The sequence below is a fragment of the Parageobacillus caldoxylosilyticus genome, assembly GCF_019272935.1.
GTDB classification, from domain to species: Bacteria; Bacillota; Bacilli; order Bacillales; family Anoxybacillaceae; genus Saccharococcus; species Saccharococcus caldoxylosilyticus.
The window spans coordinates 1,713,059-1,727,440 of the sequence record NZ_CP040553.1; the positions used below are offsets into that span (position 1 = coordinate 1,713,059).

Here is a 14,382-nt window from a genome sequence, read left to right on the forward strand (position 1 = left end):
ACGTTCAAAGCATTAATGACAGGAAGGGGCGGTTATGGAGCCGGAATGGACTTTATAAATGGCTGCTTCCTTAATGATGTCATGTTTAATCCCGTCAATGCTTGTCGTCGTCACAAATGTTTGTACTTTTCGCCGGATCGTATCAAGGAGGTGGGTTTGCCGATAGTCATCCAGTTCCGATAGCACATCATCAAGTAAAAGAATGGGGTAATCGCCAAGTTCAGAAAAGATTAATTCAATTTCCGCTAATTTGATGGATAATGCTGTTGTGCGTTGTTGCCCTTGAGAGCCAAAGATTTGCACATTTTTCCCATTTACAATAAATGAAATATCGTCACGATGCGGGCCGGCAAGCGTCATTCCCCGCTGGATTTCCCTTTCTTTTATTGTAGCAAACTTTTCGCTATATGCTTCTATTATTCTCGACAATTCTACCTTTTCTGATACATCAATAGACGATTCATATTGAATTTGCAGCTGTTCTAATCCGCGGCTGATTTCATGGTGAATGGGCGCTGCCCATTTTTCGAGCAAAAACAAAAATTCATGGCGCTTCAGCGTAATTTTCGCCGCCAGCGGAATCAGCTGCTCTGTTAAAATATCTAATATCGTTTCATCTTGCCGCTCGCGCGTCTGCATCATTTTTAAATAGTGATTGCGCTGCTGCAGAAGCTTTTGATATTGACTTAAATCATGTATATAAACGGGGGAAACTTGCCCGATTTCCATGTCAATAAAACGGCGTCTTACTTGCGGGCTTCCTTTCACTAAATTTAAGTCTTCCGGGGCGAACATCACAACATTTAAATGACCGACATACTGGCTTAGCCGCTGCTGTTCAATATGATTGCATTTCGCCTTTTTCCCTTTCTTGGAAATGATTAACTCAAGCGATAACGCTCCGTGTTTTTTTACTGCTTTTCCTTCTATTTTAGCATAGTCTTCATTCCAGCGAATAAGCTCTTTGTCGTTTGTCGTGCGATGCGACTTCGCCATCGCCAATACATAGATAGCTTCCATCATATTTGTTTTTCCTTGAGCATTTTCCCCCAAAATAATATTTACATTGTTCATAAATTCCAACGTTTGGCTTTCATAATTACGATAATTTTTTAATGATAAGTGCGTTAAAAACAACGGCTCTTCACCTACTCTGCTTTCGTTACAATAAACGTGCCCAATCCTTCCACTTCGACTTTATCGCCATTTTTTAGCTTTCGGCCGCGCCGGTCTTCCCTTTCTCCGTTGACCAACACTTCATTTGTTTGCAGGAACCATTTCACTGCACCGCCTGTACTGACGGCTTGAATAAGTTTGAGCAATTGTCCAAGTGTAATCGTTTCCGTTGTGATTGCTACTTTCTTCTCCATCTGTTCATCGCTCACTTTCTTAAAACTGCCCATTTTTTTATTTTAACGAAAAAATGACATACTAGCAAAGAAAGCTGCTATTACGGTAGCAGCTTTCTTTATTAATACGTTCTTACCGGCAAGATAAGCTGAAGCATCGAATCGTTATGCAAAGGGCGAAGCAAAAACGGCCGCATTGCGCCAGTAAAGCTGATTTTAATGTCGGTGCCATCGAGCGCTTTAAGCGCATCCATCATATATTTTGCGCTAAAGGAAATTTTTAATTCCTCTCCCTCAACGGATTCACTTTGAATTTCTTCCGTTACTTTCCCGATTTCCGGAGAAACGGAAGAAATTTCGATAATGCCGTCATTGAGTGTGGTTAGTTTTACCACGTTGTTTCTTCCCTCTCTCGCTAATAGAGAGGCGCGGTCGATCGCCTGCAGAAATTCTTTTGCGTTCACGATAATATCGGTTTTGCTATCCGTTGGAATAAGGCGGGCAGTTTCCGGATAATTTCCATCAAGCAGGCGGGAAAAGAATAGCAAATGTTTTGTTTTAAATAAAATTTGATTAGCCGTAACGACAATATCAACCGGATCATTGCTGTCATCTAAAATTTTACTTAATTCGTTTAGACTTTTTCCCGGAATAACAACATTATGCGACTGCGGATTCTCCGTTTCTATTTTTGCCTTTCTTAACGCCAGACGATGGCTGTCTGTCGCCGTGCAAGTAAGTTCTCCGTTTTCAAACTTCCAGTTGACACCTGTCAAGATTGGCCGCGTTTCCGATGTTGAAACGGCAAATACCGTTTGGCGAATGATCGTTTTTAATAGATCCGTTGGGATTTTAAATATATTTTCTTCTTCAATTTGCGGCAATCTTGGATATTCATCGGGATCAAGACCGTTTAAGTTGAATTCCGCTTTGCCGGAACGAATGACCGTTAAAAAGTTTGGTCCTACTTCTATCTCCACTGTCTGTTGCGGCAATTTTTTAACGATCTCGGCAAAAAAGCGCGCTTGCAATACAACGCTGCCAGTCTCTTTTACCTCAACAAGCAGTTTACCTTCTTCTTCCACAGGAATGAACGATTCGATAGAAATATCGGAATCGCTTCCCGTCAATGTTACTCCTTGTGAGGTCGCAGTAATTTTAATTCCTGTCAAAATTGGAATGGTTGTGCGTGGCGATACGGCTTTCATCACATCTTGAACGCTTTTGGCTAGCGATTCTCGATCAATGGCAATTTTCATCTTGCAATGCCTCCTAAAATGATTAGGGAAATAAATTATTTTTTTATAGTAAAAAATAAAAAACAAAATCGTAATACTAGTAATAATGCTTGTTGAAATGTGGATAAGTAAATGAAGTAAAGGAAGCACAGCCTGTCCACATGTGGATAGGCTGTGCATAAATCTGCGCCTATTATTCACAATTGTTTCAATTTCTCTTGAATTTCTTTTATATGCTTTTGCAGCTGTACATCCGATTGCAAAAGTTTTGAAATCTTTTCATGCGCATGGATGACGGTCGTATGGTCACGTCCTCCAAATTCATCTCCGATTTTTGGCAATGAACAGTCTGTGAGCTCGCGGGAAAGATACATGGCAATCTGGCGTGGAAAAGCGACAGATTTCGTTCTTTTTTTCGCTTTAAAGTCTTCTAGTTTGATATTAAAGTGCTGGCCGACGACGCGCTGAATATCTTGGATCGTGATGACCTTCGGCTTTGTGCTTGGGATAATGTCTTTCAAGGCTTCTGCAGCCAAGTCAGCGGTAATTTCCTTATTGATCAGCGACGAATAGGCGACAACGCGTATAAGGGCACCCTCTAGCTCACGGATGTTGGAATCAATTTGATTGGCAATGTACAGCATCACTTCATTCGGAATATCAAATCCTTCCGCTTTTGCTTTCTTTCTGAGGATAGCGATCCTCGTTTCCAAATCTGGAGGAGTGATATCGGTAATAAGCCCCCATTCAAACCGTGAGCGAAGACGGTCTTCTAGCGTTGGAATTTCTTTCGGCGGCCGGTCGCTGGAAATAACGATTTGTTTGCTTTCCTCGTGCAGTGTATTAAACGTATGGAAAAATTCCTCTTGCGTTTGTTCTTTTCCGGCCAAAAATTGAATATCATCAATTAATAGAACATCGACATTTCGATACTTGTTGCGAAAATCGTCAGGACGGTTGTCGCGAATCGCGTTAATAAACTCATTTGTAAATTTTTCCGAAGATAAATAAACAACTTTAGCCGACGGATTGTGTTCGATAACATAGTGACCGATCGCGTGCATTAAGTGAGTCTTCCCTAAGCCGACTCCACCGTAAATAAAAAGCGGATTATACGCTTTTGCCGGGGCTTCCGCCACTGCGAGAGAAGCCGCATGGGCAAAACGATTGCCAGAACCGATGACAAACGTGTCAAACGTATATTTTGGATTCAGCATACTTTGCGGAAAATCTGATGCATCTTCATATGGTTTCCGCTGTTTTTTCGAGGATCGCTGAAACTCAAAATCATCTTCTGATTGATTAGGAGGAATAATAAACTTAATTGACAGTTCTTCACCAGTAATATCGTAGATCGTTTCCGCAATTAAATGAGAGTAGCGGGAATCCAGCCAGTCTCTTGCAAATTCGTTTGGGGCTACGACGACAAGCGTGTCACCTCGTAAAGAGTGGGCTTTTGTTGATTTTAGCCAAGTTTCAAAGCTTGGCTTGCTAATTTTTCTTTCGATTTCCCCGAGCACGCGATTCCATAAATCATGGATATTCTCCAACCGTTGCCCCTCCCTTACTCAGAGGATAATAATCTGTTTAAAAAATAAATTTGTGGAAATAACATATAATAAGGAAAAAAGCGGCTTTTCGACAAAATTCACCACTTGTGGATAACATTATAAACAGGCTGTGAAAAAATATATCCACAACATATCCACAAAATGTGGATATTTTTCTTTATCCACACCATTATCCATAGTGAAAACACAATAATAATAGCAAATAAAATGGCATGTTGCAACGGATTTTTTAAATTATCCACAAAACAAAAGTGTTGTGAAAAACTTAATTATCCACATAGTGAAAAGTGTGAAAAAAATGTCGATAAATAATGTGGATATATCAGATTATGTCTAAAAAATTATCCACAATTTTTATAAAGTGAGAGAAACGTTTCAAGCGGTTGACATTTTATGAGATTGTTCAATATAATGAGAAAGACTGCCCGTAACAGTTATTCCCTAGGGAGGTGTCATAGATGAAACGAACATATCAACCAAATAACCGGAAGCGCAGCAAAGTCCATGGATTCCGCGCACGCATGAGCACAAGAAATGGTAGAAAAGTGCTCGCGCGCCGTCGTCGTAAAGGAAGAAAAGTATTATCTGCATAGGCCACTGAAATTTCAGTGGTCTTTTTTCGCAAGGATAGAGTGAATAGATACTGAAAAAGATGGAGTGTTTCCGGGACATGAAGAAAAAGTACCGCATAAAGAAAAACGAAGAGTTTCAAGAGGTATTTCAGCGCGGCACGTCGATGGCGAATCGGCAGTTTGTCATTTATATACTGGACAGGCCGGAACAACCGTACTTTCGGATCGGGTTATCGGTGAGTAAAAAGCTTGGAAAAGCGGTGGTAAGAAATCGAATCAAGCGCTACATCCGCCAATGTTTCCTGGAAATGAAAGAGGAGATTATGCCCGGCAAAGATTACGTCGTTATTGCTAGGCTGCCGGTTGCGGAAATGGATTTTTTTGAGGTAAAGAAAAGCTTGATTCATGTATTGCGAAAGGCAGGAGTCTTGAAAAAAAGGGAAAAATAAAACGGTTAAATTAGGTTGTTTTTTCCTGGCATGCAAATATTTTCGTAAAAAAGTACACCCATTATGTTTAGAATGATGTTAAAATACATATTTAGGATAGTACGAATTCGTAAATATAGGAGGAAAAAGAAGGTGAAAAGGCGAATTTGGTTCATCGTTGGGTTCGTTGCATTGATTGCAGTCCTATCAGGATGCTCGCAAATCAATGAACCAATCACGCCGGAAAGCAAGGGGTTTTGGAATGAGTATATCGTTTATCCGCTTTCTTGGCTAATTAAATATGTTGCCCACGTTTTAGGCGGAAGTTTTGGAATGTCGATTATTGTCGTAACTATCTTTATTCGTTTATTGATCCTGCCGTTAATGATCCAGCAAACGAGAAATGCGAAAGCGATGCAAGCGCTTCAACCGGAAATACAAAAACTTCGAGAAAAATATAGTTCTAAAGATATGCAAACCCAGCAAAAGCTCCAGCAGGAAATGATGCTGCTGTTTCAAAAACACGGTGTCAACCCGATGGCAGGCTGTTTCCCAATCCTTATCCAAATGCCGATTTTGATCGGATTTTATCATGCCATTATGCGTACAAGAGAAATTGCCGAACACAACTTTTTATGGTTCGATCTTGGTGAAAAAGATCCATATTACATTTTGCCGATTATCGCAGGGGTTACAACGTTTATCCAACAAAAAATAATGATGGCCAACGCCGGACAGCAAAATCCGCAAATGGCCATGATGCTTTGGATGATGCCAATTATGATCGTCATTTTTGCCATTAATTTTCCTGCTGCTTTGTCTCTCTACTGGGTTGTAGGGAATATTTTCTCGATTGTACAAACGTATTTGATTAAGGGGCCAACGATGGACGCCACCCATTCAGGAGGAACGAAAAAGTGAAAGAAGTAACTGTGACCGCCGCGACCGTAGATGAAGCTGTGCAGTCGGCGCTGCAACAGCTTGGTGTTTCGAAAAATCGTGTGGAAATTGTTGTGCTCGATGAAGGGAAAAAAGGGCTGTTTGGCATTTTCGGACACAAGCCGGCAGTGGTGAAAGCGATTTTGAAGAAAGATCCAATCGAAGAAGCGGAGCTGTTTTTAAAAAAAGTGATACAACAAATGGGAGTAAATGCGGCAACGATAGAGAAGCAGCAGCATGGCAAGCAAGTGACATTTATGATCACAGGCGAACAAGTAGGTTTATTGATTGGAAAACATGGACAAACGTTAAGTTCTTTGCAACTGCTTACGCAGCTTGTCGCTAACCGTTATGCAGAGGAGTACGTTTCTATTGTCGTTGATGCGGAAAACTACCGGGAACGAAGAGAAAAAACACTGATACAGCTGGCGCAAAAATTGGCGGAAAAAGCAGTAAAAACGGGAAAAGAAGTCAAACTGGAGCCGCTTCCGGCACATGAGCGGAAAATTATTCATAGCGCATTAGCGAACCATAAAAAAGTCGTTACTTATTCAGTTGGTGTAGAGCCGCATCGCTATATCGTCGTATCTCCTTCTGCACAATAAATTAATATTGGTGAAAAGGGGCTATCTCTAAAGGAAACGGAGACGGCCTCTTTTTTCTCTTTTTTTTTACAGGATTGGCATTGCCTGTTCTTACATTTTTTAGGTTGGGGAATGAGCACTTCATGTTGTTATTCACATGTGGATAAGTTAAAATTGAAATGATTATATAAAATTTGTGGATAGATCGTTATCGGCAACCACAGTTGTCTAATCTATAGATAGATTCGCTTTTTGCCAGCAAAAAGAGGTGAAAAAATGACGGAATTGGATACGATTGCTGCGATCTCTACGCCGATGGGAGAAGGAGCCATCGCGATTGTCCGATTGAGCGGGGATGAGGCGATTGCGATCGCCGACCGCATTTTTAAAAGTCCGAGCGGAAAACGGCTGAAAGATGTGCCATCTCATACAATTCATTACGGTCATATTGTGGATCCGGACAACGGGCAGACGGTCGAGGAAGTCATGGTGTCGGTGATGCGGGCGCCAAAGACGTTTACGAGGGAAGACGTCGTCGAGATTAACTGCCATGGCGGGCTGGTTTCCGTCAATCGCGTGTTGCAGCTTGTGTTAGCAAACGGAGCGCGGCTAGCCGAACCAGGGGAATTCACAAAACGGGCATTTTTAAACGGACGGATTGACTTATCACAGGCGGAAGCGGTGATTGACTTGATTCGGGCGAAAACGGATCGAGCGATGACCGTGGCGCTCCAGCAAATGGAGGGGCGTTTGTCGAAGTTAATTCGCAAATTACGACAGACGATTTTAGAAACGCTTGCCCATGTAGAAGTAAATATTGACTATCCGGAATATGATGACATCGAAGAAATGACGCCGCGGCTGCTGCTTGAAAAAGCGCAATATGTGCGGGAACAAATTGAAAAGCTGCTGCAAACCGCGCAGCAGGGCAAAATTTTGCGCGAAGGGTTGGCCACTGTCATCATCGGCAGACCGAATGTCGGAAAATCGTCTCTATTAAATGCGCTTGTTCACGAAAATAAGGCGATTGTCACGGATATTCCGGGAACGACGCGCGATGTTATTGAAGAGTATGTCAATGTCCGCGGTGTTCCGCTGCGGTTAATCGATACAGCGGGAATCCGTGAAACGGAAGATATTGTCGAGCGAATTGGGGTTGAACGCTCGCGGCAAATGTTAAAACAGGCGGATTTGATTTTGCTTGTGCTTAATTATCATGAGCCGTTGACAGAAGAAGATGAACGGCTGTTTGAAATGATCAAAGGAATGGACTTTATTGTGATTGTTAATAAAACGGATTTACCAAAAAATATCGATATGGATCGAGTCAAACAACTAGCAGATGGCCGCCCGATTATTACTACTTCATTGTTAAAGGAAAAAGGAATTGACGATTTGGAAAAAGCGATTTCGGAAATGTTTTTTAGCGGCTCAGTCGAAGCGGGCGACCTTACGTACGTTTCCAATTCGCGCCATATCGCTTTGCTTCAGCAAGCGAAAAAGGCGGTTGAGGATGCGATCTCTGGCATTGAAGCAGGAATGCCAGTCGATTTGGTACAAATCGATTTAAGAAGAGCGTGGGAACTGCTTGGAGAAATTATTGGCGATACGGTGCATGAAAGCTTGATTGATCAGTTGTTTTCTCAGTTTTGTTTAGGAAAATAATGAAGGAGGTATATATATGGACTATCATGGAGGTTCGTATGACGTCATTGTCGTCGGCGCCGGCCATGCAGGATGTGAAGCAGCGTTGGCGGCAGCGCGCATCGGTGCAAAAACGTTAGTCATTACGCTAAACCTAGATATGATCGCGTTTATGCCATGCAACCCGTCGATCGGCGGTCCGGCGAAAGGGATTGTCGTCCGCGAAATTGACGCGTTGGGCGGGGAAATGGCGAAAAATATTGATAAAACGTACATCCAAATGCGGATGTTAAATACAGGCAAGGGCCCGGCGGTACGTGCATTGCGGGCACAGGCCGATAAAGTGCTGTATCAGCGGGAAATGAAAAAAACGCTTGAAAATCAAGAAAATCTTACATTATTGCAAGGAAAAGTGGAACGCCTAATCGTGGAAGACGGCGTATGCAAAGGGGTTATTACCCAAACGGGAGCGCATTATTATGCAAAAACGGTTGTTATTACGACAGGGACATTTTTACGCGGCGAAATTATTATCGGCGACATTAAATATTCAAGCGGTCCAAACAACCAACAACCGTCCATTAAATTGTCCGAGCATTTAGAAGAACTTGGCTTTGAGCTTGTCCGCTTTAAAACAGGAACACCGCCGCGCGTCAACAGCCGTACGATTGACTATAGCAAAACGGAAATTCAGCCAGGGGACGATGTGCCGCGGGCGTTTTCCTATGAAACGACAGAATATATTACCGATCAATTGCCATGCTGGCTTACGTATACAACGGCAGAGACGCATCGCATTATTGACGAAAACTTGCATTTATCGCCAATGTATTCCGGAATGATCAAAGGGACAGGTCCGCGTTATTGTCCGTCCATTGAAGATAAAATTGTCCGTTTCCACGATAAGCCGCGCCATCAAATCTTTTTAGAGCCAGAAGGACGCGAGACGGAAGAAGTATATGTGCAAGGGTTGTCGACAAGCTTGCCGGAACATATTCAACGCCAGCTGTTAGCGACCATTCCTGGCCTTGAGAAAGCGCAGTTAATGCGGGCAGGCTATGCGATTGAGTATGATGCAATTGTTCCAACGCAACTATGGCCAACGTTGGAAACAAAACTGGTGAAAAACTTATATACGGCCGGACAAATTAACGGAACATCCGGATATGAAGAGGCAGCAGGGCAAGGAATTATGGCGGGGATTAACGCGGCGCACCGGGCGCTTGGAAAAGAAGAAATTATTTTAAGTCGTTCGGATGCGTATATCGGCGTGTTAATCGACGACCTTGTCACCAAAGGAACGAATGAGCCGTACCGATTGTTAACGTCCCGCGCTGAATACCGCTTGCTGCTTCGTCATGACAATGCAGATTTGCGTCTAACAGAACTTGGCTATAAAATCGGCCTCATTTCTGAAGAACGATATCAAAAGTTTTTGGCGAAAAAAGAGGCGATCGAAAGAGAGAAAAAACGGCTGCAAACATTTATTATCAAACCAACTCCGGAAGTGCAGAAAGTTATCCGCGAAGCCGGCAGCAGCGAGCTGAAAGACGGCATCCGTGCGGCGGACTTGCTGCGGCGTCCGGAAATGACCTATGAACATATTCAAAAACTCGCTCCGGCGGAAGAAGAAATTTCACCGGAAGTAGCGGAACAAGTTGAAATTCAAATCAAATATGAAGGATATATCCAAAAATCGCTGCAAGAAGTGGAACGCCTTAAAAAAATGGAAAACAAAAAGATTCCGGAAGATATCGATTACGACGCGATCCATGGTTTAGCAACAGAAGCGCGGCAAAAATTGAAACAGGTGCGGCCGCTGTCGATTGCGCAAGCTTCGCGCATTTCCGGTGTAAATCCTGCCGATATTTCGATATTATTAGTGTATTTAGAACAAGGAAGAATCGCACGCGTGTCGAATGAATAAAAATTAGGGAAAGGATTGGCGTATGGATACAGCACAGTTTCAGGCTATGCTTGAGGAGAAAGGAATTTTCCTTCCTCCTCAGGCGCTAGAAAAATTTGAGCGGTATTATGAACTGTTAATCGAATGGAATGAAAGGATGAATTTAACTGCCATTACGGACAAGCCCAGCGTGTATCTCAAACATTTTTTTGATTCTCTTTCTCCAGCTTTTTATTATGATTTTTCCCGATCTTTATCGCTTTGCGATGTAGGGGCGGGGGCGGGATTCCCGAGCGTTCCGTTAAAAATTTGTTTTCCCCATTTGAAATTGGCGATTGTCGATTCATTGCAAAAGCGCATTACTTTTCTACAGCATTTAGCAGATGAATTAGCTCTGACGGATGTCGCCTTTTATCACGACCGTGCTGAAACGTTTGGCAGAAAAAAAGAATTTCGCGAATCGTTTGATGTTGTGATGGCCAGGGCGGTGGCGCGAATGCCGGTGCTTAGCGAGCTATGCCTTCCACTCGTGAAAGTCAACGGCACGTTTATCGCGATGAAAGCCGCTTCGGCACAGGAGGAATTAAAAGAAGGGAAAAAAGCAATCGCTCTGCTTGGCGGTGAAATTTCCGCGGTCGAACAGTTTACGCTGCCGATGGAAGAAAGCGAACGGACCATTATTTTGATTAAAAAAGTAAAAAGTACGCCAAGCAAATATCCTCGCAAACCGGGATTGCCAAACAAACAACCGATTCAATAATCTAGGGGAGAGTTTTTAAAGGTGGTGTAGGGGAATGAAGCATCCTTTTTCTCGCTTTTTCAGCTTTGGAGAAAAGGAACAGGAAGAATTAAGCGAAAGACAGGAAAAAGAAGAGGTAAGAAAAATTCCAGTTGCAAAAATTATTCCAAACCGTTTCCAACCGCGGACCATTTTTGACGAAGAAAAAATTGAAGAACTAGCATTAACGATTCGTACGCACGGCATTATTCAGCCAATTGTCGTCCGCGAGTGCGAGGATGGAAAGTTTGAAATTATCGCTGGTGAACGAAGATGGCGGGCCGTCCAAAAACTCGGATGGGCGGAAATTCCGGCGATCGTGAAAAATTTAAACGACAAAGAAACCGCTTCAGTTGCATTAATTGAAAATTTGCAGCGGGAAGAGCTGACGCCGATTGAAGAAGCAATGGCGTATGCGAAGCTGCTCGAGTTGCACCATTTAACGCAGGAAGCGCTGGCGCAGCGGCTTGGAAAGGGTCAATCGACGATTGCCAACAAACTGCGTCTATTAAAACTGCCGCAAGAGGTGCAGGAAGCCCTGTTGCATCGCACCATTACCGAACGCCATGCCCGTGCTTTAATCGTCCTAAAAGATAAAGAAAAGCAATTAAAATTGCTGCAAGAAATTATTGATAAACAATTAAATGTCAAACAAACAGAAGATCGGGTGCTGAAAATGTTAGAATCGGCCAACCGCAAGCCGAAGCCGAAGCGAAAAGCATTCAGCAGGGACATGCGAATTGCTGTCAACACCATCCGACAATCGCTCACGATGGTAGCTAACAGCGGTGTGGCGGTTGATTCAGAGGAAGAAGAGTTTGACGATTATTATCAAATTACGATTCGCATCCCGAAAAAGTAATAGACACAAGGATGTCTTGCCTCATCAAGCTGCTTTTGATGGGGTTTTTTCTTTCGAGGGCAAACAGAAAACAAGTTCATTTTACTTGTTTCATGATAAAATAGACAATATGAGTACGAATTAGAGGTAGGTGGCATCGTGGGCAAAGTAATTGCAATTGCAAACCAGAAAGGCGGAGTCGGAAAAACGACAACAGCGGTTAATTTGGCCGCTTGTTTAGCGCATATTGGAAAAAAAGTATTATTAGTAGATGTAGACCCGCAGGGCAATGCAACAAGTGGGATCGGAATTGAAAAAGGGGATGTCGATGAATGCATTTATAATGTCATTATCGGCGATTTAAAAGCGAAAGATGTCATAAGACCAACCAATATTGAAAATTTACATATCATTCCGGCGACCATTCAACTGGCAGGAGCAGAAATTGAGCTTGTATCGGTCATTTCCCGAGAAATCCGCTTAAAAAATGCACTTGAACCTTTACGGGAAATATACGACTTTATTATTATCGATTGCCCTCCTTCGTTGGGATTATTAACGCTAAATGCGTTAACAGCGGCGAATTCCGTTCTTATTCCTGTACAATGCGAATATTATGCGCTTGAGGGGCTGAGCCAGCTATTGAATACCATCCGGCTTGTCCAAAAACATTTAAATCATGATTTGCGTCTTGAAGGCGTTTTGTTAACGATGCTGGACGCCCGTACGAATTTAGGCATTCAAGTCATTCAGGAGGTAAAAAAATACTTCCGCGAAAAAGTATATAACACGATTATTCCGAGAAATGTCCGGCTAAGCGAAGCGCCAAGCCATGGAAAACCAATTATTTTGTACGACGTAAAGTCGCGGGGAGCACAAGTGTATTTAGAATTGGCGAAGGAGGTGCTAGAGCGTGGCTAAAGGTCTTGGCAAAGGCATTGATGCGCTATTTTCTCATTTGGCTTTAGCAGGAAAAGAGGAAATCATTCAAGAAGTGAGCATTCACGATCTATATCCGAATCCTTACCAGCCAAGAAAAACATTCCAGCCGGAAGCGATTGAAGAATTAAAACAGTCGATTTTGCAGCACGGAATACTGCAGCCGCTGATCGTCCGCAAGACGATAAAAGGGTTTGAAATCGTTGTAGGGGAACGGCGGTATCGCGCTGCCAAAGAAGCAAATTTACAAACTGTTCCGGTGGTCGTGCGCGAACTGACCGACCAGCAAATGATGGAATTTGCTTTGTTGGAAAATTTGCAGCGGGAAGATTTAAATCCGATTGAAGAGGCAACAGCCTATAAAATGCTGATGGAAAAGCTGCAGCTTACCCAAGAAGAGATTGCCAGCCGCTTGGGAAAAAGCAGACCTCATATCGCTAACCATCTGCGCTTATTGTCATTGCCGAAGGATATACAAAAGCTGATTATGAATGGAACGCTGTCGATGGGGCACGGACGGGCTCTGTTAGGATTAAAGCAGAAAAATAAGATGAAATCGGTTGTTGAGTGCGTGATTCGTGAACAGCTGAATGTCCGTCAATTGGAGAAACTCATTCAGCAAATCAATCAAAATGTTCCACGTGAAACATTAAAACGGAAACCAGTGGAAAAAAGCGTTTTTTTGAAGGAAAGCGAGTCATTATTACGGGAAAAGTTAGGGACGAATGTAACGATTAAGCAAACGAGAAAAAAGGGGAAGATCGAAATCGAGTTTTTTTCCTCGGAAGATTTAGAAAGAATACTAGAGTTATTGGATGTGCGATTGGATGAATAGAGCGGCCATCATATGACGATGGTTTATTTTTTTATTATTTAGGAGGAAACTCGCCATGGTACTGTTAGGGACCATTGTTAACGGAATATGCATCGCAATAGGGTCATTGTTAGGAAAACTATTCCACCGTATTCCTGAGCAAGTAAAGGCAACAGTGATGGGAGGAATCGGCCTGGCGGTGGCGCTGCTGGGAATTCAAATGGGGATGAAAAGTGAACAATTTCTTATTGTTATTTTCAGCCTTGTCCTTGGCGGCGTGCTAGGCGAAATATGGGATTGGGATAAAAAGCTGAATCAGCTTGGTAAATGGGTGGAGAAAAAGGTAGGAGGAAATCAACAAGGAAATATCGCAAAGGGATTTGTCAGCGCCACTTTGTTATTTGTCATCGGCGCCATGGCGATTGTCGGGGCGCTTGACAGCGGATTGCGCGGAGACCATCGCGTCCTGTATACGAAATCAATTTTGGATGGCTTTGCAAGCATTATTTTAACGACAACGCTTGGAATTGGCGTTATTTTTTCCGCGATTCCTGTCATGATCTATGAAGGGGGCATCGCGCTGCTCGCTACCCAAATTGAACGATGGGTGCCAAAAGAAATTGTCGATTCGTTCATTGCTGAATCGACGGCAACAGGAGGAATTTTAATTATTGCAATTGGCTTGAATATGCTCGGCATTACCAACATACGAGTCGCCAACCTGCTCCCTAGCATTATCGTTACTGCTTTTGCGGTTTCCATTATTTACTTTTTTTAAA

The 14,382-nt window shown here is 42.9% G+C and carries 15 protein-coding genes; 11 read left to right on the forward strand and 4 right to left on the reverse strand.

Annotated elements, in window-relative coordinates; genetic code table 11:
• Positions 1–12: 12 nt before the first annotated feature.
• The 4 genes from recF to dnaA all read right to left on the reverse strand — a co-directional run bounded on the left by recF (position 13) and on the right by dnaA (position 4,137).
• Positions 13–1,137: a DNA replication/repair protein RecF gene (recF, locus tag BV455_RS08790; protein WP_042407006.1), complete on the reverse strand. Its 1,125-nt coding sequence runs from the start codon at positions 1,135–1,137 to the stop codon at positions 13–15.
• An 11-nt stretch (positions 1,138–1,148) separates the two neighbouring features.
• A complete protein-coding gene (gene yaaA / locus BV455_RS08795) occupies positions 1,149–1,370 on the reverse strand; it encodes a S4 domain-containing protein YaaA (RefSeq protein ID WP_017435761.1) in 222 nt (73 codons plus the stop codon).
• Positions 1,371–1,471: 101 nt separating this feature from the next.
• Positions 1,472–2,608 carry a DNA polymerase III subunit beta gene (gene dnaN, locus BV455_RS08800; RefSeq protein WP_017435762.1) on the reverse strand — a complete coding sequence of 379 codons (1,137 nt, stop codon included), beginning with the start codon at positions 2,606–2,608 and terminating at the stop codon, positions 1,472–1,474.
• A 176-nt stretch (positions 2,609–2,784) separates the two neighbouring features.
• Positions 2,785–4,137, reverse strand: coding sequence for a chromosomal replication initiator protein DnaA (gene dnaA / locus BV455_RS08805; RefSeq protein ID WP_017435763.1), 1,353 nt, complete (start codon positions 4,135–4,137; stop codon positions 2,785–2,787).
• Between the two features lie 479 nt (positions 4,138–4,616).
• Here dnaA and rpmH point away from each other — a divergent pair, with 479 nt between their 5' ends.
• The 11 genes from rpmH to BV455_RS08860 all read left to right on the forward strand — a co-directional run bounded on the left by rpmH (position 4,617) and on the right by BV455_RS08860 (position 14,381).
• A complete protein-coding gene (rpmH, locus tag BV455_RS08810) occupies positions 4,617–4,751 on the forward strand; it encodes a 50S ribosomal protein L34 (RefSeq protein WP_017435764.1) in 135 nt (44 codons plus the stop codon).
• A gap of 77 nt (positions 4,752–4,828) precedes the next feature.
• Entirely contained in the window at positions 4,829–5,179 is a 351-nt protein-coding gene (gene rnpA / locus BV455_RS08815; protein WP_017435765.1) for a ribonuclease P protein component, read from the forward strand.
• A 132-nt stretch (positions 5,180–5,311) separates the two neighbouring features.
• Entirely contained in the window at positions 5,312–6,079 is a 768-nt protein-coding gene (gene spoIIIJ, locus BV455_RS08820) for a YidC family membrane integrase SpoIIIJ (RefSeq protein WP_061579061.1), read from the forward strand.
• Positions 6,076–6,702 carry an RNA-binding cell elongation regulator Jag/EloR gene (gene jag / locus BV455_RS08825; RefSeq protein ID WP_017435767.1) on the forward strand — a complete coding sequence of 209 codons (627 nt, stop codon included), beginning with the start codon at positions 6,076–6,078 and terminating at the stop codon, positions 6,700–6,702. The genes spoIIIJ and jag overlap by 4 nt, the downstream gene beginning before the upstream one ends.
• Before the next feature lie 255 nt (positions 6,703–6,957).
• The gene (gene mnmE, locus BV455_RS08830) at positions 6,958–8,346 is read left to right on the forward strand and encodes a tRNA uridine-5-carboxymethylaminomethyl(34) synthesis GTPase MnmE (RefSeq protein ID WP_017435768.1); all 1,389 of its coding nucleotides are present in this window, start codon (positions 6,958–6,960) and stop codon (positions 8,344–8,346) included.
• 16 nt (positions 8,347–8,362) lie between these two features.
• Positions 8,363–10,252: a tRNA uridine-5-carboxymethylaminomethyl(34) synthesis enzyme MnmG gene (gene mnmG / locus BV455_RS08835; protein ID WP_017435769.1), complete on the forward strand. Its 1,890-nt coding sequence runs from the start codon at positions 8,363–8,365 to the stop codon at positions 10,250–10,252.
• Between the two features lie 22 nt (positions 10,253–10,274).
• Positions 10,275–10,991 (forward strand): 16S rRNA (guanine(527)-N(7))-methyltransferase RsmG, encoded by a 717-nt coding sequence (rsmG, locus tag BV455_RS08840; protein ID WP_042406999.1) that lies wholly within the window; start codon positions 10,275–10,277, stop codon positions 10,989–10,991.
• Positions 10,992–11,025: 34 nt separating this feature from the next.
• Positions 11,026–11,871 carry a nucleoid occlusion protein gene (gene noc, locus BV455_RS08845; RefSeq protein ID WP_042406997.1) on the forward strand — a complete coding sequence of 282 codons (846 nt, stop codon included), beginning with the start codon at positions 11,026–11,028 and terminating at the stop codon, positions 11,869–11,871.
• Between the two features lie 138 nt (positions 11,872–12,009).
• Positions 12,010–12,771 (forward strand): ParA family protein, encoded by a 762-nt coding sequence (locus BV455_RS08850; protein WP_042406994.1) that lies wholly within the window; start codon positions 12,010–12,012, stop codon positions 12,769–12,771.
• Positions 12,764–13,624, forward strand: coding sequence for a ParB/RepB/Spo0J family partition protein (locus BV455_RS08855; protein ID WP_218687921.1), 861 nt, complete (start codon positions 12,764–12,766; stop codon positions 13,622–13,624). Before BV455_RS08850 ends, BV455_RS08855 begins: the two co-directional genes overlap by 8 nt.
• A 55-nt stretch (positions 13,625–13,679) precedes the next feature.
• Entirely contained in the window at positions 13,680–14,381 is a 702-nt protein-coding gene (locus BV455_RS08860) for a DUF554 domain-containing protein (RefSeq protein ID WP_017435774.1), read from the forward strand.
• Position 14,382: the final 1 nt, after the last annotated feature.